Below are 15,039 nucleotides of genomic sequence, written 5' to 3' on the forward strand. Positions count from 1 at the left end.
ATAGTGAGGGTTAAAATATGAAAGAAATAAGAGAGCAAACTGAGAGAGAATTTATAAAAACTCAAAACGGGATGAAAATAGAGACAATTACGCTTCTTGGTAAAAATCAAAACAATAATCAAGGTGAAAAACATCTGATATACTTTATTGGTGGAAATAGAGCGTTAAGCCCTGGTAAAGATTATTCCCAAAATTGGAATTGGGCCACAGAGCAAGGGATAATTGTACATCTTTTTAATTATCCTGGACTTGGTTTAAGTAAAAATAACTCATTGATACGTAGCAATAGAGTTAAATCTGGTGTAGCAGTTGTAACTAACTTATTGGAAAAAGGTATAAAGCCAGATGATATCATATTGTTTGGAGACTGCCTAGGTGGACATGTGGCTGCAGAGGTTCATAAAAATTTTAAGGGTAAGGATATACATTTAAGATGTATCGTTAGCAATGCCGCTAGTTCACTTAAACAAGCGTCTCTTTATTACTTTGGTTTTATGGCAAAGTTAAAAATTTTTCTTGCTCCGATAATCAGATTGGTACTGAAGATTTTTGGCTGCCACTGGAAGACATATAAAATCGTAAATTCAATTACTCCTTATACAATGTACTTTAATCGAGAGGGAGATAAAACGATAAAACAGCCAGCGCAACTTGCAACAGAAATAGAAAAAATAGATCAAAGCGGTAGAAGAAAAGATTACCAAAAAAAAGAAGTATTTGAAGGATTTGAGGAATATGAAGAATTTTTCAAGCAGCATACAACATTAAGAAAGAATGATAAATGTATTGATTCTAAAAAAGCTGATAAAGATATACATAAATTGCCAATTACGTGTTTAAAGTCTTCCAACAAAACTGATTACACTTTTCCTGAGTTGATTAGTTTATATATTCACATTACAGATGAATATTTTTCTAAATATGGCTCATTAAATAATGAAGAGAAGATTAAAGCATTTAAAGAAAGTAAATTTTATAAAGATTTTTCAAGCTGCAAAAATTCAAAGGGCTTTTTGCATAATCACATGAAGAAGCAAGAGATGTCATTTCAGCATGTGATAATAGAATCTGGGGAAAAAAGACCTTTCTTGACAAGTCAAAGAAGGTAGTTGCTCTTAACTTGACGCGTATGCTTTCTTCAATATTTTAGCCATCTGTATCTGTTCAGATGCATGCAAATATTGAAACCAGTGTTTCTTTTCTTATCATCCGAGTACTGGGATCCAGAAGAATTAATTGTGAACAAATAGCTATACGATATTTTCAATGAAGTTACAAAAAAGCTGGATTCCACACTGGAATGACACCGTCATAAACTGCTAGAGGTCTTCATAATGTCATTCCAGTCCTCATAGTGTTTATCCCGGCCTTCATAATTTCATCCCAGTGTCCTCTTTCTCTTGTCATCCCAGTACTTGATACTGGGATCCAGATGCACGGCTAATGCTGAAACCAATACTCCCTTTTCTTGTCATCCGAGTACTGGGACCCAGAAGACTCAGGTAATAAGAACTAGATTCCAGCGCCACGCGCTGGAATGACACCGTCATAAACTGCTAGGTCTTCATAATATCATCCCAGTACTGGGATCCAACTAAATTGGTAAACACTTTACAGCATTTTTGATAGAAAGAACTAGATGCCAGTGTCAAGAACTGACCATTTTTTCCTTAAGTTTTTGCAGCTTGCGTTCTATTACAAAACCACTGTGGTACTAACGAGTGGCAAAATGATAGCAAGTTTTAAATTTTATTTTCAATAACGAAATTTGGCACATCTTGCTACACTTCCAGTTTTTATTGTACAAAAGGGGCTTCTGTCGTCTGTGTCTGACATGAAGCTAATGTTATTCTCCCTCTTCCTTGTACTGGATTTAGCTTGTGAAACGCGTGGTTGAAATCTTCCTTACTAACTACCTTGGACTTTCTTTCAAGAGCAGCGTATATTTTTGCTTCATTAACTAATTGTTCTAACTCAGCTCCAGAATAGCCTTCTGTTTTTTCTGCAATATCTTGAATATTTAGCCTTCCATCAGTTTTTGTATTTTTGGTATAAAGCTCCAATATCTTTTGTCTCGTTTCCACATTTGGATTAGGTATATGAACCCTTTGACCTAAGCGTCCAGGCCTAATAAGTGCTGGATCTATCTCATTGACCAGGTTAGTTGCACCAATTACTATTATATCTTTTCTGCTCTTAAATCCATCTATTTCAGTTAGTAACTGTGTTAAGCTCTCTCGACAGTGGTAAGCTGAGTTATTAGCGGTACTTCTTTTTTGGGCAACTGCATCTATTTCATCTATGAATACTATACAAGGAGAATATTTTCTCGCTACTTTAAAAAGCTCGCGTACAGCATGTGCATCATGACCAATATATACTCCAATAAGTTCTGGACCTGAGATACTTATAAAATTCATATTTGATTCACCTGCAATTGCGCGGGCGATAAGTGTTTTACCATTTCCAGGAGGGCCGTGCAGTATATAACCTTTTAGTGAGTTAATACTTTCACTTCCAAACATCTCACGCATTTCTTCTGTCATTTGGTTACAGCAAATAATCTGCAATCGTTGTTTTAAGGAATCGTCAATTATAACATTAGCAAATGTTGTTTTATTATCTGAATTAGCTAATTCTATTTCTATAGGCAGCTTTACTTCCTTCATTTTACTAACTATTTGATCATATATAAACCAAGCGATAAAAAAGAAAACAGTGACTAACACAAAAGGCATAGCTTCGCTAATATAATGTGCAGCCAGCTCATATCCTTTACTGAGAAACATTGTATGCATATAGGCAAACAAAAGAGCAATAGAGACCATAATTGCTATGCATAGTAAACAGATAGCAATTCTTTTGAGTAATTCTGAGATTTCAATTTTTTTCATCTTACTGTCTTATATCGATTTTAAACTGAGAACAATTTTATTTAGATTAAATACTAAAAAAATATACCCTTACACTTCTTTGAATTCTACTAAATTCACTTTTAAAAAGCAATTATAATATACTTTGTGCGTGGTTAAGATAGCTCTGGAATAGTATAAAGAACTATGTCATCATTGAAGAGAAATTCATCTGTTGTTTTGTACTCTTTATTAATTTTATAAGAATCATAAACATCGTAATCTGCTTTTGTATGGTAATCACAATATTGAAACTTACCCTCTTTATTAAAAACGCCAAATTGATCAATTAATGTAGCCATTTTCTTACCTTTTCCACTTTTTGTTAATTCAAATACATCAGCTGGGCAGTGGCCTGAAGAATCTTGATTAGTAGTTCCTTTTGCAATAAAAAAAGATGGTTTATCGTTAAGTAACTTGCAGAAATTTGGCTTATATTCCTTTTTCATACAGTTTAAACTTATATATTGATATTTATCTGGAATATTTGAGTATTGAGAATCGTATTTTTTATGTTCAAAAAACTCATTACCTAAGAAATTACAAAACGTTAATTGATAATCATCATTACTACTGGACTTGACTACTTTAAGATAATGAAAGTCTCTAGGAATTTTTATCTCTTCTTCTGTAACGTGATTATGTATGACCAATTGGTCATCAAGCATGCAGTAACCTATTTTTGGTAAAGTAGCTACAAGCTTACCGTTTAACATGATATCTGCTTGATAGATATTATCCGATAATTCTTTTCCCTTTTGCAAAGTAAAATTCTGCCCTGCCTTAGCTGGTGCACTGCATTGCTCAGTTTTAGTTAAGTTTTTTATTATTGTTGATATCTCACTAATTTCTAATATATCATGTTCATTTTTTGTGTATTGATACTTATAGCAACTACCATCTTCACATACTGGAAGACATTTTCCTTCTTCATCTGATATATAGATATAATCACCTTCTATTGTAAAATAAAGTCCACCTTTTTCTTCTTGAATTTTTTGTAGTACTGGGTCATTTTCATCGTTAAAATTGATAAAATTGAGTACTCCAGTTATATCTCTACCAGACAATTTGAGGCCAAAGTTAGGACTATCTTTGTAACCGTTCACGCAATGGCGTCAACTTAAGAGCCTTCATTAGCAGACTCTCCTAAAGACATGATGGCGTTTAGGCTTATCAACTTTGTCCATTCACGGTATAAGAAAGTAGTTTACAAAAATTGCATAATTAGTATAAAAAACAATAAACTAGATAGATGAGGGGTTGATGATAGAGGTGCTACAAGAAAAGATTGTGGTATTGGAGTCAGAAGTTGGTACTCTGAAAGCAGAGAATGATAAGTTAAGGACAAAAATAATTGAGCTAGAGGATAAGCTGGGTTTAAATTCAAAAAATTCATCGCTGCCACCATCGCAAGATGTATATCGCAAAAAGACAAAAAAGAAGAGCGATAAAAAACCAGGCGGGCAGCCAGGACATGAAGCGCACAAGCGGGAATTGATGGTAGCAGATGAGGTGGTAAAATGTTCAATTGATACAATTTGCATGTGTGGAAGCCAAGTTATTTTAGAAGAAGAAACTGTGCATCAAAAGGTTGAATTGCCAAAAATTAAACCGATAGTGACTGAATATAGGCTACAAAAAGGCTACTGTAAGGCGTGTAAGAAAAGGATCTCAGCTAGTCTGCCTGAAGGTGTGACAAGGGATCTTTTAGGAGCTAATGCAAAAGCAGTAATTAGCAGTTTTAGTGGATTTTTTATCAATTCAAAAAGGGAAGTACAGCAAATTTTGAGCAGCATATTTAATCTGAATATAAGCCTAGGTTTGGTATCAAAGACCGAGGGTAGAGTATCAGAAAAATGTATATCTGAATACGAAAAAATAAGAGAAGAGCTACGGAAAAGCAAGTATTTACATATAGATGAAACAAGCCATAGGAACCAGGGAAAGAAAGGTTGGAGTTGGGTAGTAACGAATAAAACAGCAACACTTATGAAGTTAGTTGGATCTCGCGGAAAGAAGATATTAAAAGGGCTATTGCCAGAGTATGATGGAATAGTTATAAGCGATAGGTATGCTGCGTATAATTACTTTAATCGTGAAAACAGACAGATATGCTGGGCCCATTTAGCAAGGGACTTTGAAAGGTTTTTTTACAGTAAAAATGTTGAAGTGAGCAGAATTGGCGCAGCATTAAAATCGCTGAGCAACAGGGTATTTGTGGTAGATAGAGCACGTAAACAAAACCTGATAGACAATTTAAGATTTTTCCGGTTAATGAGGAAGATTCGAAAAAGGGTGAAACATTTTTTGCGAGAGATAACAAGGGTTGCAAAAGGAACTCAGGCCTCGAGAATGGCTGCCAATATACTACGTTCTGAAGATATGATGTGGAGATTCGTGCGCAATCCTGATCTGATCGAGACAACCAATAACCTTGCAGAACGTCAGGCTAGACGGTACGTCATTTATCGTAAAAATAGTTTTTTCACTTGGTCAGAACGTGGAGAAAAGTTCATTGAAAGAATGCTTTCGATATTTTTGACTGCACGTTTGAATGATCAGAATCCTGTCCAGAAACTACAGAATTTAGTCGCTATTCCTGCCTAATTGGGAATATTCCGTGAACGGTTACCTATCTTTTATGTTGTAAAGCGAAATCAAGATAGGTTTTGATTCAAGCTTTTCTATAATATTGTTTCTATTTGTACTTATTATAGCTTCTTGTTCTACAATAAGATCTTCTTTAATAGAGTTTCCACTTTCATCAGATCTTTCTGCCTGCAGGGGTAAGTTTCCTTCATATAAAGATATTTTATCTCCCTGCTTCTTTAACTTTAAACCATTAATATTCTCTACTTTAATTGTACCAATATGTGAATGGATAACCTTACTATTTTTGTTTAATATATAATATTCAGCAGGAAGTTTAATCAATTTTTTATAGAGCGGGTTTTTATCCTCTATTTTAAATATATGTTTTTCCATGATATTACCTTAAATAACCGACAACTTGCTGATTAATAGCACTGAGGCTACTAGGAGGAGAGACATAACTCATAAAACTCCTTGGCTGCTCATTATTTGCCACTATTTTTTCAGTATTAACGAAAGCTCTTTGCTGCTCATTGTCTTTTAATCTTTTTTCCATATGATCTTTAAAAGTAAACAAACATTTACTAGTTTGTTTGTAATTAGGGAGTGATTTTTTTGCAGTTACACACAAGAACTTCAACAACTCATTATGATTTTCATCATTAAGTAATGACTTATTGATAATGGTTGACTGCAGTTCCACTGGATCAAAATTTAGACTTTTCTTTGAAATGCCACATTTCACAGCTGTTGCTCCCAATACTTCTTCAAATTTTGTTATAACATCTGCTGCATCTATTATTTTTGCCACTTCCTGTATTTCATTTTTGTTATCTAAGTGAGGAAAGTCACCTCTCCCCACTCGACTTCAAAACCTTACTATTACCCATAAGTATATAAATGGTAAAAAGCTGCTATTTTACTAATTCAATTTAGTACTATAAATAGACCTATGGTCTAAAAATGAAATATATGATGAAAGGAAGTATAAATACCTCAACTAGTGAATGGGCAGAAAGTGAATTTGGGATTGTTAATTTTGGCGATATAAGATTAAGTAAAAGGCTTTTAAAAGTAGTTAATAGTTTTGCTGAATCGCCTGAATGTTCAATAAATCAAGCTTGTAAAGATTGGTATCAAAGTAAAGCAGCTTATAGATTTTTTCAAAATGATGCCATTTCTGAAAGAAAGATATTAGACAGTCATATAGTTAAAACTGTTGAAAGAGCTAAAGAATATTCAACTATTTTAGCTATCCAAGACACGAGTTATATTTCATATAAAAATCATAAAAAGGCCAAAGGATTAGGGATTATAGCAGCAAGATTAAGATCTGAAACAACCAATTTTAAAACCCATGGATTAGTGATGCATACAACATTTGCAGTTACAACAGAAGGACTACCTATAGGATTATTAGATCAAAAAATTAGTACTAGACCTCCCTTAGCTGAAGACCTAAGAGAGTTGAAAAGGAGAAGCCATAACACTGCTGTTCCTATAGAAGAGAAAGAAAGCATACGGTGGATAGCATCACTAAAAGACTCTACTAATCACCCTGGATTAAAGGATGTTAAGGTAGTTACCGTTTGCGATAGAGAAGGAGATATTTATGATTTATTTGAAGTTGCTTCCACTAATCAATCTCTTTTTGTAGTAAGAGGAAATCAAAACAGAACAGTAAACAAGAGATCAACTTATTCTGAAAAAGGTGGTGAAAAGTTGTGGGATTTGATGAATCGTATGCCTTGCCAAGGAGAAATTCAAATAAGTATTCCTACCCGTGATAATAGGCCTAAAAGAACAGCAGTGTTAGAAGTAAAGTTTAGTAACTTTGTGATGAATGCATCAAAAAACAACGCTAGACGTAAGACTCAAAAACTTCCTAATTTAAATTTGAATGCTGTCTATGTTATAGAAAAGTATTCCCCATTTGGCGAAGAACCTATGAACTGGATCTTATTGACAAATATAAGTGTTAATAATTTTGAAGAAGCAGTAGAAAAAATACAATGGTATTGCTTAAGGTGGAGAATAGAGGTCTTTCATAAAATTTTGAAATCCGGTCTTAAAGTTGAAGAATGTAGACTCCAAACAGCAGATAGATTGATCCGCTTTCTTACAATAATGAGTATAATTGCATGGAGAATATTTTTTATTACATTAGTAGCTAGAACAAATCCCAATCTTCCTTGTACTATCATACTGACTGATGAGGAGTGGAAGGTTTTGTATACAAAAATGCTAAAAACAAAAAACTATCCTGAAGCCCCACCACCCATAAGAAAAATCGTGAGGTGGGTAGCTCAATTGGGAGGGTTTTTAGCTCGCAAAAATGACTTAGAACCAGGTCCTATAGCTTTGTGGAAGGGATGGAAACGTCTCTTTGATTTAGCAGAAGGATGGAGACTTGCTCATGAATCCTATATTTATGGGTAATAGTAAGTCTCCGAACCACGCATGATCGTTTCCGTATCACGTGGCTCTCCAATAATCTAACGTTTTAAGGAGTCACCATCATATTTTCCATATTGGATTTTCTTATGGCATTCATGACAAACAACAAGAGTCTTCCTCTGTCGTTCAATCATTCTCTTTTTCCATTTCGGTAGCTCAGTATTACGTTTACCTAGCAAATCAGCAAGTTTACGTACGTGATGTACTTCAATCTGCTCTTGTGATTTACATAATTCACAAGTTTGTGCCAATAGTCTTTGCTCTATTTCACTACGCTTATTCCATATTGGTATAAGGTTATCACTTATACTTACCCATTTATTCCATTTTAGTGACACAGCACCAAAGTGTGTAATTAATGGTATCTTTGATGATAAACGATCTACTCTGACTTGGATGACTTTTCGTTTTTCACCTTCGTCGTTTTCAATCATTGCACCAAATTTTCTATAAATTTTCCTGCAAGTTGTTTTGTATTTAGATGCTAAAGTCTTTACTAATGATACTTCCATCACATACTTCAAATAACTTAGTGTGTGAAGGTTGTAGGCCATTTTGTAATATTGTACAATTCCTCGATATTCAGTTTGATACTGAGCAACAATACTGTAAGCTGTATCAAGTGTACGTTGAGGTAAATGTATAGGCTTTCCACAACGCATATATTCAGAACACTTTTTCTGCTTTATATGATGTGGTACACGTAACCCAATACTACCGTTAATACATCGTTGTGTCCGATGATCATGTTTATCATCTGCATGCAAGACGTGTATTTTATAACCTAAAAAATTGGCTTTGCTATCACACGCGTGTGTAATAAGCGTTTTATCTTCATTAAGCATAAGTTTGAGCTCCTCATTGAGGAATTTAGCAATCTCATTTTTAATTTGTTCAGCTTCATTTTTTGGTCCTGCAAACCCTACCAGAATATCATCAGCATACCTAACATACCAAAGACGTCGATAATTTAGATCACAAGAATCCTTAGATGGCATACCCTGCACTAATTGACGCAGTTGTTTTGCTTGATCCCAGTTCCCTTGTTTTCTCATCATCGATACTTGCATGGTTAACCTTAAATATTTTGGATTTGTCTTTCTTCGCTTACCTCGGTTATTTGCTGGTATTAGTATATGTTCCACATGTTTATCTAACCGATCGAGTAATATGTTACTCAAAATTGGACCAATAATAGAACCTTGTGGTACCCCTCTATGACTCTTATTGTACTTCCAATTTTCCATATATCCTGCTTTTAGCAGTCGATTGATTAGCTGAATAAAACGGTTATCTTGGAAGCTTTCACTCAGTATTTTCAACAACATAGTATGATCAATTGAGTCATAACATGCACTGAGATCTCCCTCTATAAACCATTTTGTACCTCTGCCTTTTTGCATTACTGCTCTTAATGCAGTGTGGCATCCACGCTTTGGTCGAAATCCATGTGAACATTCACTAAATTTAGGCTCATAGTAGGCTTCCAATATTAATCGGATTACTTCTTGAAGTAACTTATTTGACCATGTTGGCAATCCTAACGGCCTGCGTTTACCACTCTTCTTTAAAATATAGATACGTTTTACTGGTGTCCACCGATATCGCTCATAGCGTAAATCCTCTATGATTTTATCGATTTTCTCCAAAGACATACCATCAACTGTTTCAGTTGTCACACCTTCTGTCATAGCACCTTTATTACGACAAAGTTTGCCATACGCTCGAAGGTAAAGATCACGCTGATAAAGTAGGCGATATACGTTTTTAACCGGCAAATTTCTTTGTCCACGTTCACGTATAATGTTAAGTATTGTTTCAGCTTTCCGCATCTTGCGTACCTCCCAATTTCAACATTCAATTATCTGTCACCCTTTGCCCTGTATGTGGCTTTCCCACGCTCCCCGGTGATTCGTTACTTTCACGACTACTACGATGACTCCGTAACCATAGAACTCGCGTTCCTTAGGTCATCCCATGTTCCGTCACTAAGAACTGTTCTAGATCAACTTAGGTTTTCCATTCATCCTCTTAAATAAGTTCACTACTTATCGTTCTACAGCCAGAATGTCACACAAACGAAAGTTTAATCTGTGCTTACCGTAGACATGGGGTTTTAAATGCGATACCCATGGATGTGAAGTCCCACCCCTGAAGATTAGAATTCAAGCAGTTTAGCTTTAACCATATTGATCAGGTGTTGCAAGCCGTTATCTTACACATCTTCAGATAACTCTCGCTTTACATACATGCTCTTGTCCTCCTTCCCTTTCGGGTTAAAGTTAGTTGTTCACCTCGAGGCCATTTATTCTGAACCCCGCTTAGCTCTGCTAAGTATTTCTTAATGCGTACCACGGCGCACAGTTTCCCATCATCCGGCTTCTCTCTAATTTGGCGCTTTTCATGCATACTCCCATGTAATTCGTCGTGACAATGCCCATGCAACAAGGATAAATTTTTGCTCATATTATTACGTCTATTCCGGTCTTTATGGTGTATCTCTAGGATATCATCATTTTTGAACCAAAGTTGACATTGATCACATTTACCTTGTTGCAACTTCATTAATTTTATTACTCGTGGTGATTTTCCTGGAACTTTACTTAAGCGATTTGCCCAATATAACCAATCTCCGTCATATAAAGATCTAGATCCTTTCACTTTGATATGCCTTCTTATGGCATGATCTACGTGCCTAACAAGCAGTAAATTGTTATTCGTCATAAATCTCCAATTATCGTTATCTTTCTTTCGAAAGTATTTTCTCTTAATCCAATGCTTCCCTTTGTTACAGTGTCTAAAGACTGCCCATTTCCAAAGCTTTCCATGCATATCATGATCTAAAGAACTAAATACTTTATGTGACACTACCGAAGAGTAATACTGACTCCATCCTCTAATAACTGGATTAAGGTTTTTAATTACTGCTTCTTGAGGTGCTGCACGCATTTCTTTAAGTTTTTGCTTAATGATTTTAGCATGTTGTTTTATAGAGAGGCGACTTGGTTTAATTAATAATTTATAACCTTTCTTACTTTGTTTTGTTAAGTATTGTCGTATTGTGAACCCAAGAAAATCAAAACCTGGTATTTGTCCTCCATAAGTTTTTAACGTATGAGATATTTTTGTCTTTGATGGCTTTAACTCTAATCCAATGGTATTTAACCATCTTTCCGTTAGATTTTTTGCCTTAAAAACAATTTCCTCATTTTCATGGAGAATCACACAATCATCTGCATAAGTAATCACACTTAGTGATTGACCAGCATGTTTATGTGAAGCTTTACCATATTTTTTCTTTTGATAATCAAATAGTTCCTTTCTCAATGCCATTTTTAGGTAATATTCTAACCCATGTAGAGCTATACTTGCTAACAAAGGTGAAATAGTTCCGCCTTGTACTGTACCACTCTTTGTGGGTCTAAACGCTTTACCTTCCATAACTCCTGCTTTTAGCCACCTTTTTATAACTTTAGTTAATGTTGGTGTGGTGTTAAGCTTTTTTTGTAATGCATTATGGTTAATGTTATCAAACGATCAATCACCTTAATACCCTCTTCAATAATCAAGTAACTAAGGAAATTACAGTTACAGATTCAACACATCCACTATTTGGCAGAACATTTCCAATATCTTCTGTCAGCTCAAAAGTCCACAATGTATTTGTTACTTATCGCAATTACATCATTCTACGTATTCCGTTTTCTGCTACCAACTTAGCTAGTAAGCAAAACTTTCTCACCAGCAAGTTAACGTGGTCTTCATTATACGAATTTGTTTCTCTAGCAAAGGAGTATAAATTATGCCATGTAAACCATGTCAAGTGTGGCAGAAAATGTCGCAACGTTTCAAGTCAGAAGTTTTAGAAAATATATTATTAGTGTCCAAAGAGGTTATCTATGAGTACATCAGAGCTAATTACAGCACAACATTTAGCACGCGAAGCAATAATTTATATCAGACAATCAACACCTCATCAAGCATTGAGCAACCAAGAAAGTTTGGAGTTACAGTATGCACTAAAACAAAGAGCAATTGACCTTGGATGGAAAGCTGATAACGTTGTAATCATCGATAGTGATCTTGGTTTAACTGGTGCTAGTGCTGAAAAGCGTGAAGGGTTTAAAGAGATTGTCACTAAAGTCACTTTATCAAAGGTAGGAATTATTCTCTCCTACGATGTGACTCGCTTATCACGTAATTGTTCTGACTGGTATCCTTTACTGGATATATGTGGCTATAAACAGTGTTTAATAGCTGACCGGGATGGTGTTTATGGTCCTGGTACTATTAATGGTCGGCTGTTACTTGGTCTGAAAGGGCAACTTGCTGAAATGGAGTTATCTACTATAAGAGCTAGACTAAATGCTGGACTATTAAATAAAGCAACCAGAGGTGATTTAGCCTTATCTCTCCCAGTTGGTCTTGTTCGTAACATTGATGGTTCTGCGAGCAAGGATCCTAACCTTGAAGTTCAGTCTCGTATCAATCTTATTTTTGAAACTTTTCTAGAAAAACGAACAGCATCAAAGGTTTTAAGACATTTTAATGATCATCAACTAACTCTTCCTAGATATAATAATTTCAAAGAACTACAGTGGAAAAAGCCAACTGTTGCAGCAATTACCTCAATACTAAAAACCCAGCCTATGCTGGAGCATTTGTTTATGGGCGTTCCCGTACGGCTTTGTTGCATAGCACTGATAGGCATGTAAATCACAATGAACTTACGCAGCTAATTTAAATTTAGCCATACCAATATCAGTAAATTTGTTCAGTAAGTAGCACTTAATTAACAGCTCTTTTTCACGATTTACCTCTGATTTATTTTTCAAGCCAAACCCAAATATTTGCTTCAACCTATAGAAAAAGACTTCAATATAAGACCGTGCTCCATACTTAACTTTTTTCTTCCATTCATTAATACCATCTTCATAATTCTCATATGACCTAATTCTACTAATATACTTGTTTCTTTCTGATAAGTAGTCAGCTAAACAAATTTTAGTATCCTTCCTAGGGCGAATAATAGGCACAATATTGTATTTTCTGCATTCTTTATACACACTTTTTATATCATAAGCCGCATCTGCTCGAATAGAACAAATGTTATATTTATCACTGACTTCTTCTAACATATCGCAGACCGGCAAATAGTCTACAGCAACACCACTAGTGTAGTTCATGCTTATTGCTTTCTTATCATTTATGTTTAAAATAACATGTAATTTTCTTACTTGACCATAACCACTGTATTTTCTTTTTCGAATATTAAGCTTACTATGCCCACCGTTATTATTGTAGATACTAACTCTAGTGCTATCTACGGCAATTTCAACATTTTCCAGATCATCTTTATTGCTTCTATGGTCATCAATCTTCAAATTAAGCTTTTTAAATCTTCTGGAAGCTTGTGTATAGCTGATAATCTTAAGTTTTTTGCCTATTTGTACCATATAACCTTTTACAAAACCTACAGCTTGTCTCAAGCCAATTCTAAAAAGATGAACTATTATGTGTATTAAAATTACAACTTTATCACTATAAGTGTTATTGCCACCTGCAACTTTTGGACTATTTTCATACCAATTTTCTATGGCTTGATTAACAAAATGAAAAACATTTCCTCTTTTTTTTAGAAACTCATTATATTCTCTTTGGTTACTTACTCTCATTTTTTGTGGCATAAGTTATACTTGTTTGAAAAATGCCTATTTTACAACAAAATGCGTTAGTAACCATAAGCTTTTCTCCTTACAATAACCTCAACCAACACTAGCTATGCAACAAAGCCTTCCCGTACTACATACCATAAGCCATCTTCTGCTGACAAAACAACAAAAAAATTACCAATGGAGGAATGGAAAGTTCTGATCAAAGGTAAATACTCAGCTTACATAGATTGGGAAACTTTTACAAAGATTGAGATGATGCTAAAAGATAATTATGCAGAATACGATCGCAATAAAACACGTGGTATAGCAAGACCAGGTGCAGCATTATTACATGGAATAATTTATTGTGGAGAATGTGGACATAAAATGTTGGTACAGTATAAAGGAGGAAATCGTTATTTATGCAACTATCTACGTCAGCAGTATCGTGTACCTGTATGTCAGCTTTTACCAGCTGATATTATTGATAATGAAGTAGTTCCCAAATTTTTTGCTGCACTTGGTCAAATTGAGCTTGATGCTTATACTCAGGCGATTAACTCACAATTGCAATCTGAGCAAGCAATTAATAAAGCACATTTACAACAATTAGAGCGCCTAAAGTACCAAGTTAGATTGGCAGAAAGACAATTTAATCAAGTAGACCCTGACAATCGTCTTGTAGCTGCAGAACTTGAAAGACGCTGGGAGAAAGCATTGAAAGAACTCCAACAAGCAGAAATTATGTTCGAACGTCAGCGTCCAAGTGATCCAACACCTCAATTACCTGAAGAACTGAAAACAGTATTTTTAGATGTAGGCAAAAGATTACCTGAAATTTGGTATGAATCAATTCTATCACGTCAACAACAAAAGTCCTTTCTTCGTTGTCTCATTGATAAAGTGGTAGCACACAGAATCAGACGCGATTGTCTTCAGGTACGCATTATATGGCATGGTGGCGAAACTACTACTTCTCATGTTCCCATTCCAGTAAACTCTTTTCGCGAGTTGACTAAAGCAAAAGAAATGGAACAGTCTATAATAAAGTTAAGTAAAGAAGGTAAAACAGATGCAGAAATTGCTAAGTACTTAGAAAAACAGGGACATCGCTCCCCCACAAAAAACATCGTTTTAGAAAATACAGTAAAAACTATTCGGTTAAAAAATAACATTATGCGAGCAAGGAATCAGTCACATCCGCTTAAAGTATCTGGATATCTTACCGTTCCACAAATTGCAAAAATCCTCAATGTTACTACACATTGGATTTATGATAGAATTAATAATGGTCAAATCAAAGTACGAAAAGATGACAGTAAAACCAGAGGAAAATATTTATTTGAGAATACGCCAGAGACTGTTAGAATCCTTATGGATTTTAAACATGGTAAACTCAACAATCCAAATTTTTTATAGGA

Annotated in this window: 12 protein-coding genes; 5 read left to right on the forward strand and 7 right to left on the reverse strand. The window is 34.8% G+C overall.

What is annotated here, in order from left to right; genetic code table 11:
• Positions 1 to 17: 17 nt before the first annotated feature.
• The gene (locus OPR58_RS01555) at positions 18 to 1,109 is read left to right on the forward strand and encodes an alpha/beta hydrolase family protein (protein ID WP_265022846.1); all 1,092 of its coding nucleotides are present in this window, start codon (positions 18 to 20) and stop codon (positions 1,107 to 1,109) included.
• A gap of 687 nt (positions 1,110 to 1,796) precedes the next feature.
• Here OPR58_RS01555 and OPR58_RS01560 read toward each other — a convergent pair.
• Entirely contained in the window at positions 1,797 to 2,894 is a 1,098-nt protein-coding gene (locus OPR58_RS01560; RefSeq protein ID WP_265022847.1) for an AAA family ATPase, read from the reverse strand.
• Positions 2,895 to 3,028: 134 nt separating this feature from the next.
• Entirely contained in the window at positions 3,029 to 4,021 is a 993-nt protein-coding gene (locus OPR58_RS01565) for a hypothetical protein (protein ID WP_265022848.1), read from the reverse strand.
• Between the two features lie 157 nt (positions 4,022 to 4,178).
• Here OPR58_RS01565 and tnpC point away from each other — a divergent pair, with 157 nt between their 5' ends.
• Positions 4,179 to 5,522 carry an IS66 family transposase gene (gene tnpC / locus OPR58_RS01570; protein WP_265022247.1) on the forward strand — a complete coding sequence of 448 codons (1,344 nt, stop codon included), beginning with the start codon at positions 4,179 to 4,181 and terminating at the stop codon, positions 5,520 to 5,522.
• Between the two features lie 21 nt (positions 5,523 to 5,543).
• On the opposite strand, the gene OPR58_RS01575 is transcribed toward tnpC, so the two are convergent.
• A complete protein-coding gene (locus OPR58_RS01575) occupies positions 5,544 to 5,900 on the reverse strand; it encodes a hypothetical protein (RefSeq protein WP_265022849.1) in 357 nt (118 codons plus the stop codon).
• A 4-nt stretch (positions 5,901 to 5,904) separates the two neighbouring features.
• A complete protein-coding gene (locus tag OPR58_RS01580; RefSeq protein WP_265022850.1) occupies positions 5,905 to 6,318 on the reverse strand; it encodes a hypothetical protein in 414 nt (137 codons plus the stop codon).
• Positions 6,319 to 6,479: 161 nt separating this feature from the next.
• Here OPR58_RS01580 and OPR58_RS01585 point away from each other — a divergent pair, with 161 nt between their 5' ends.
• The gene (locus tag OPR58_RS01585; RefSeq protein WP_265023151.1) at positions 6,480 to 7,946 is read left to right on the forward strand and encodes an IS4 family transposase; all 1,467 of its coding nucleotides are present in this window, start codon (positions 6,480 to 6,482) and stop codon (positions 7,944 to 7,946) included.
• Between the two features lie 56 nt (positions 7,947 to 8,002).
• On the opposite strand, the gene OPR58_RS01590 is transcribed toward OPR58_RS01585, so the two are convergent.
• Together OPR58_RS01590 and OPR58_RS01595 are read right to left on the reverse strand one after the other, a co-directional pair.
• Complete coding sequence (locus OPR58_RS01590) at positions 8,003 to 9,796, reverse strand: reverse transcriptase/maturase family protein (protein WP_265022851.1); 1,794 nt, start codon at positions 9,794 to 9,796, stop codon at positions 8,003 to 8,005.
• A 409-nt stretch (positions 9,797 to 10,205) separates the two neighbouring features.
• Positions 10,206 to 11,489 carry a group II intron maturase-specific domain-containing protein gene (locus OPR58_RS01595; protein WP_265023152.1) on the reverse strand — a complete coding sequence of 428 codons (1,284 nt, stop codon included), beginning with the start codon at positions 11,487 to 11,489 and terminating at the stop codon, positions 10,206 to 10,208.
• 374 nt (positions 11,490 to 11,863) lie between these two features.
• On the opposite strand from OPR58_RS01595, the gene OPR58_RS01600 reads away from it, so the two are divergent.
• The gene (locus tag OPR58_RS01600) at positions 11,864 to 12,679 is read left to right on the forward strand and encodes a recombinase family protein (RefSeq protein WP_265022852.1); all 816 of its coding nucleotides are present in this window, start codon (positions 11,864 to 11,866) and stop codon (positions 12,677 to 12,679) included.
• 12 nt (positions 12,680 to 12,691) lie between these two features.
• Here OPR58_RS01600 and OPR58_RS01605 read toward each other — a convergent pair whose 3' ends face one another.
• Positions 12,692 to 13,651, reverse strand: a complete 960-nt coding sequence (locus tag OPR58_RS01605; protein ID WP_265022212.1) for an IS5 family transposase — start codon at positions 13,649 to 13,651, stop codon at positions 12,692 to 12,694.
• A 165-nt stretch (positions 13,652 to 13,816) separates the two neighbouring features.
• Between OPR58_RS01605 and OPR58_RS01610 the strand changes: the two genes are divergently transcribed.
• Positions 13,817 to 15,037, forward strand: a complete 1,221-nt coding sequence (locus tag OPR58_RS01610; RefSeq protein WP_265022853.1) for a recombinase zinc beta ribbon domain-containing protein — start codon at positions 13,817 to 13,819, stop codon at positions 15,035 to 15,037.
• Positions 15,038 to 15,039 lie beyond the last annotated feature (2 nt).

Origin of the sequence: Wolbachia endosymbiont (group B) of Ischnura elegans (genome assembly GCF_947251585.1) — a bacterium.
Lineage (GTDB): Bacteria > Pseudomonadota > Alphaproteobacteria > Rickettsiales > Anaplasmataceae > Wolbachia.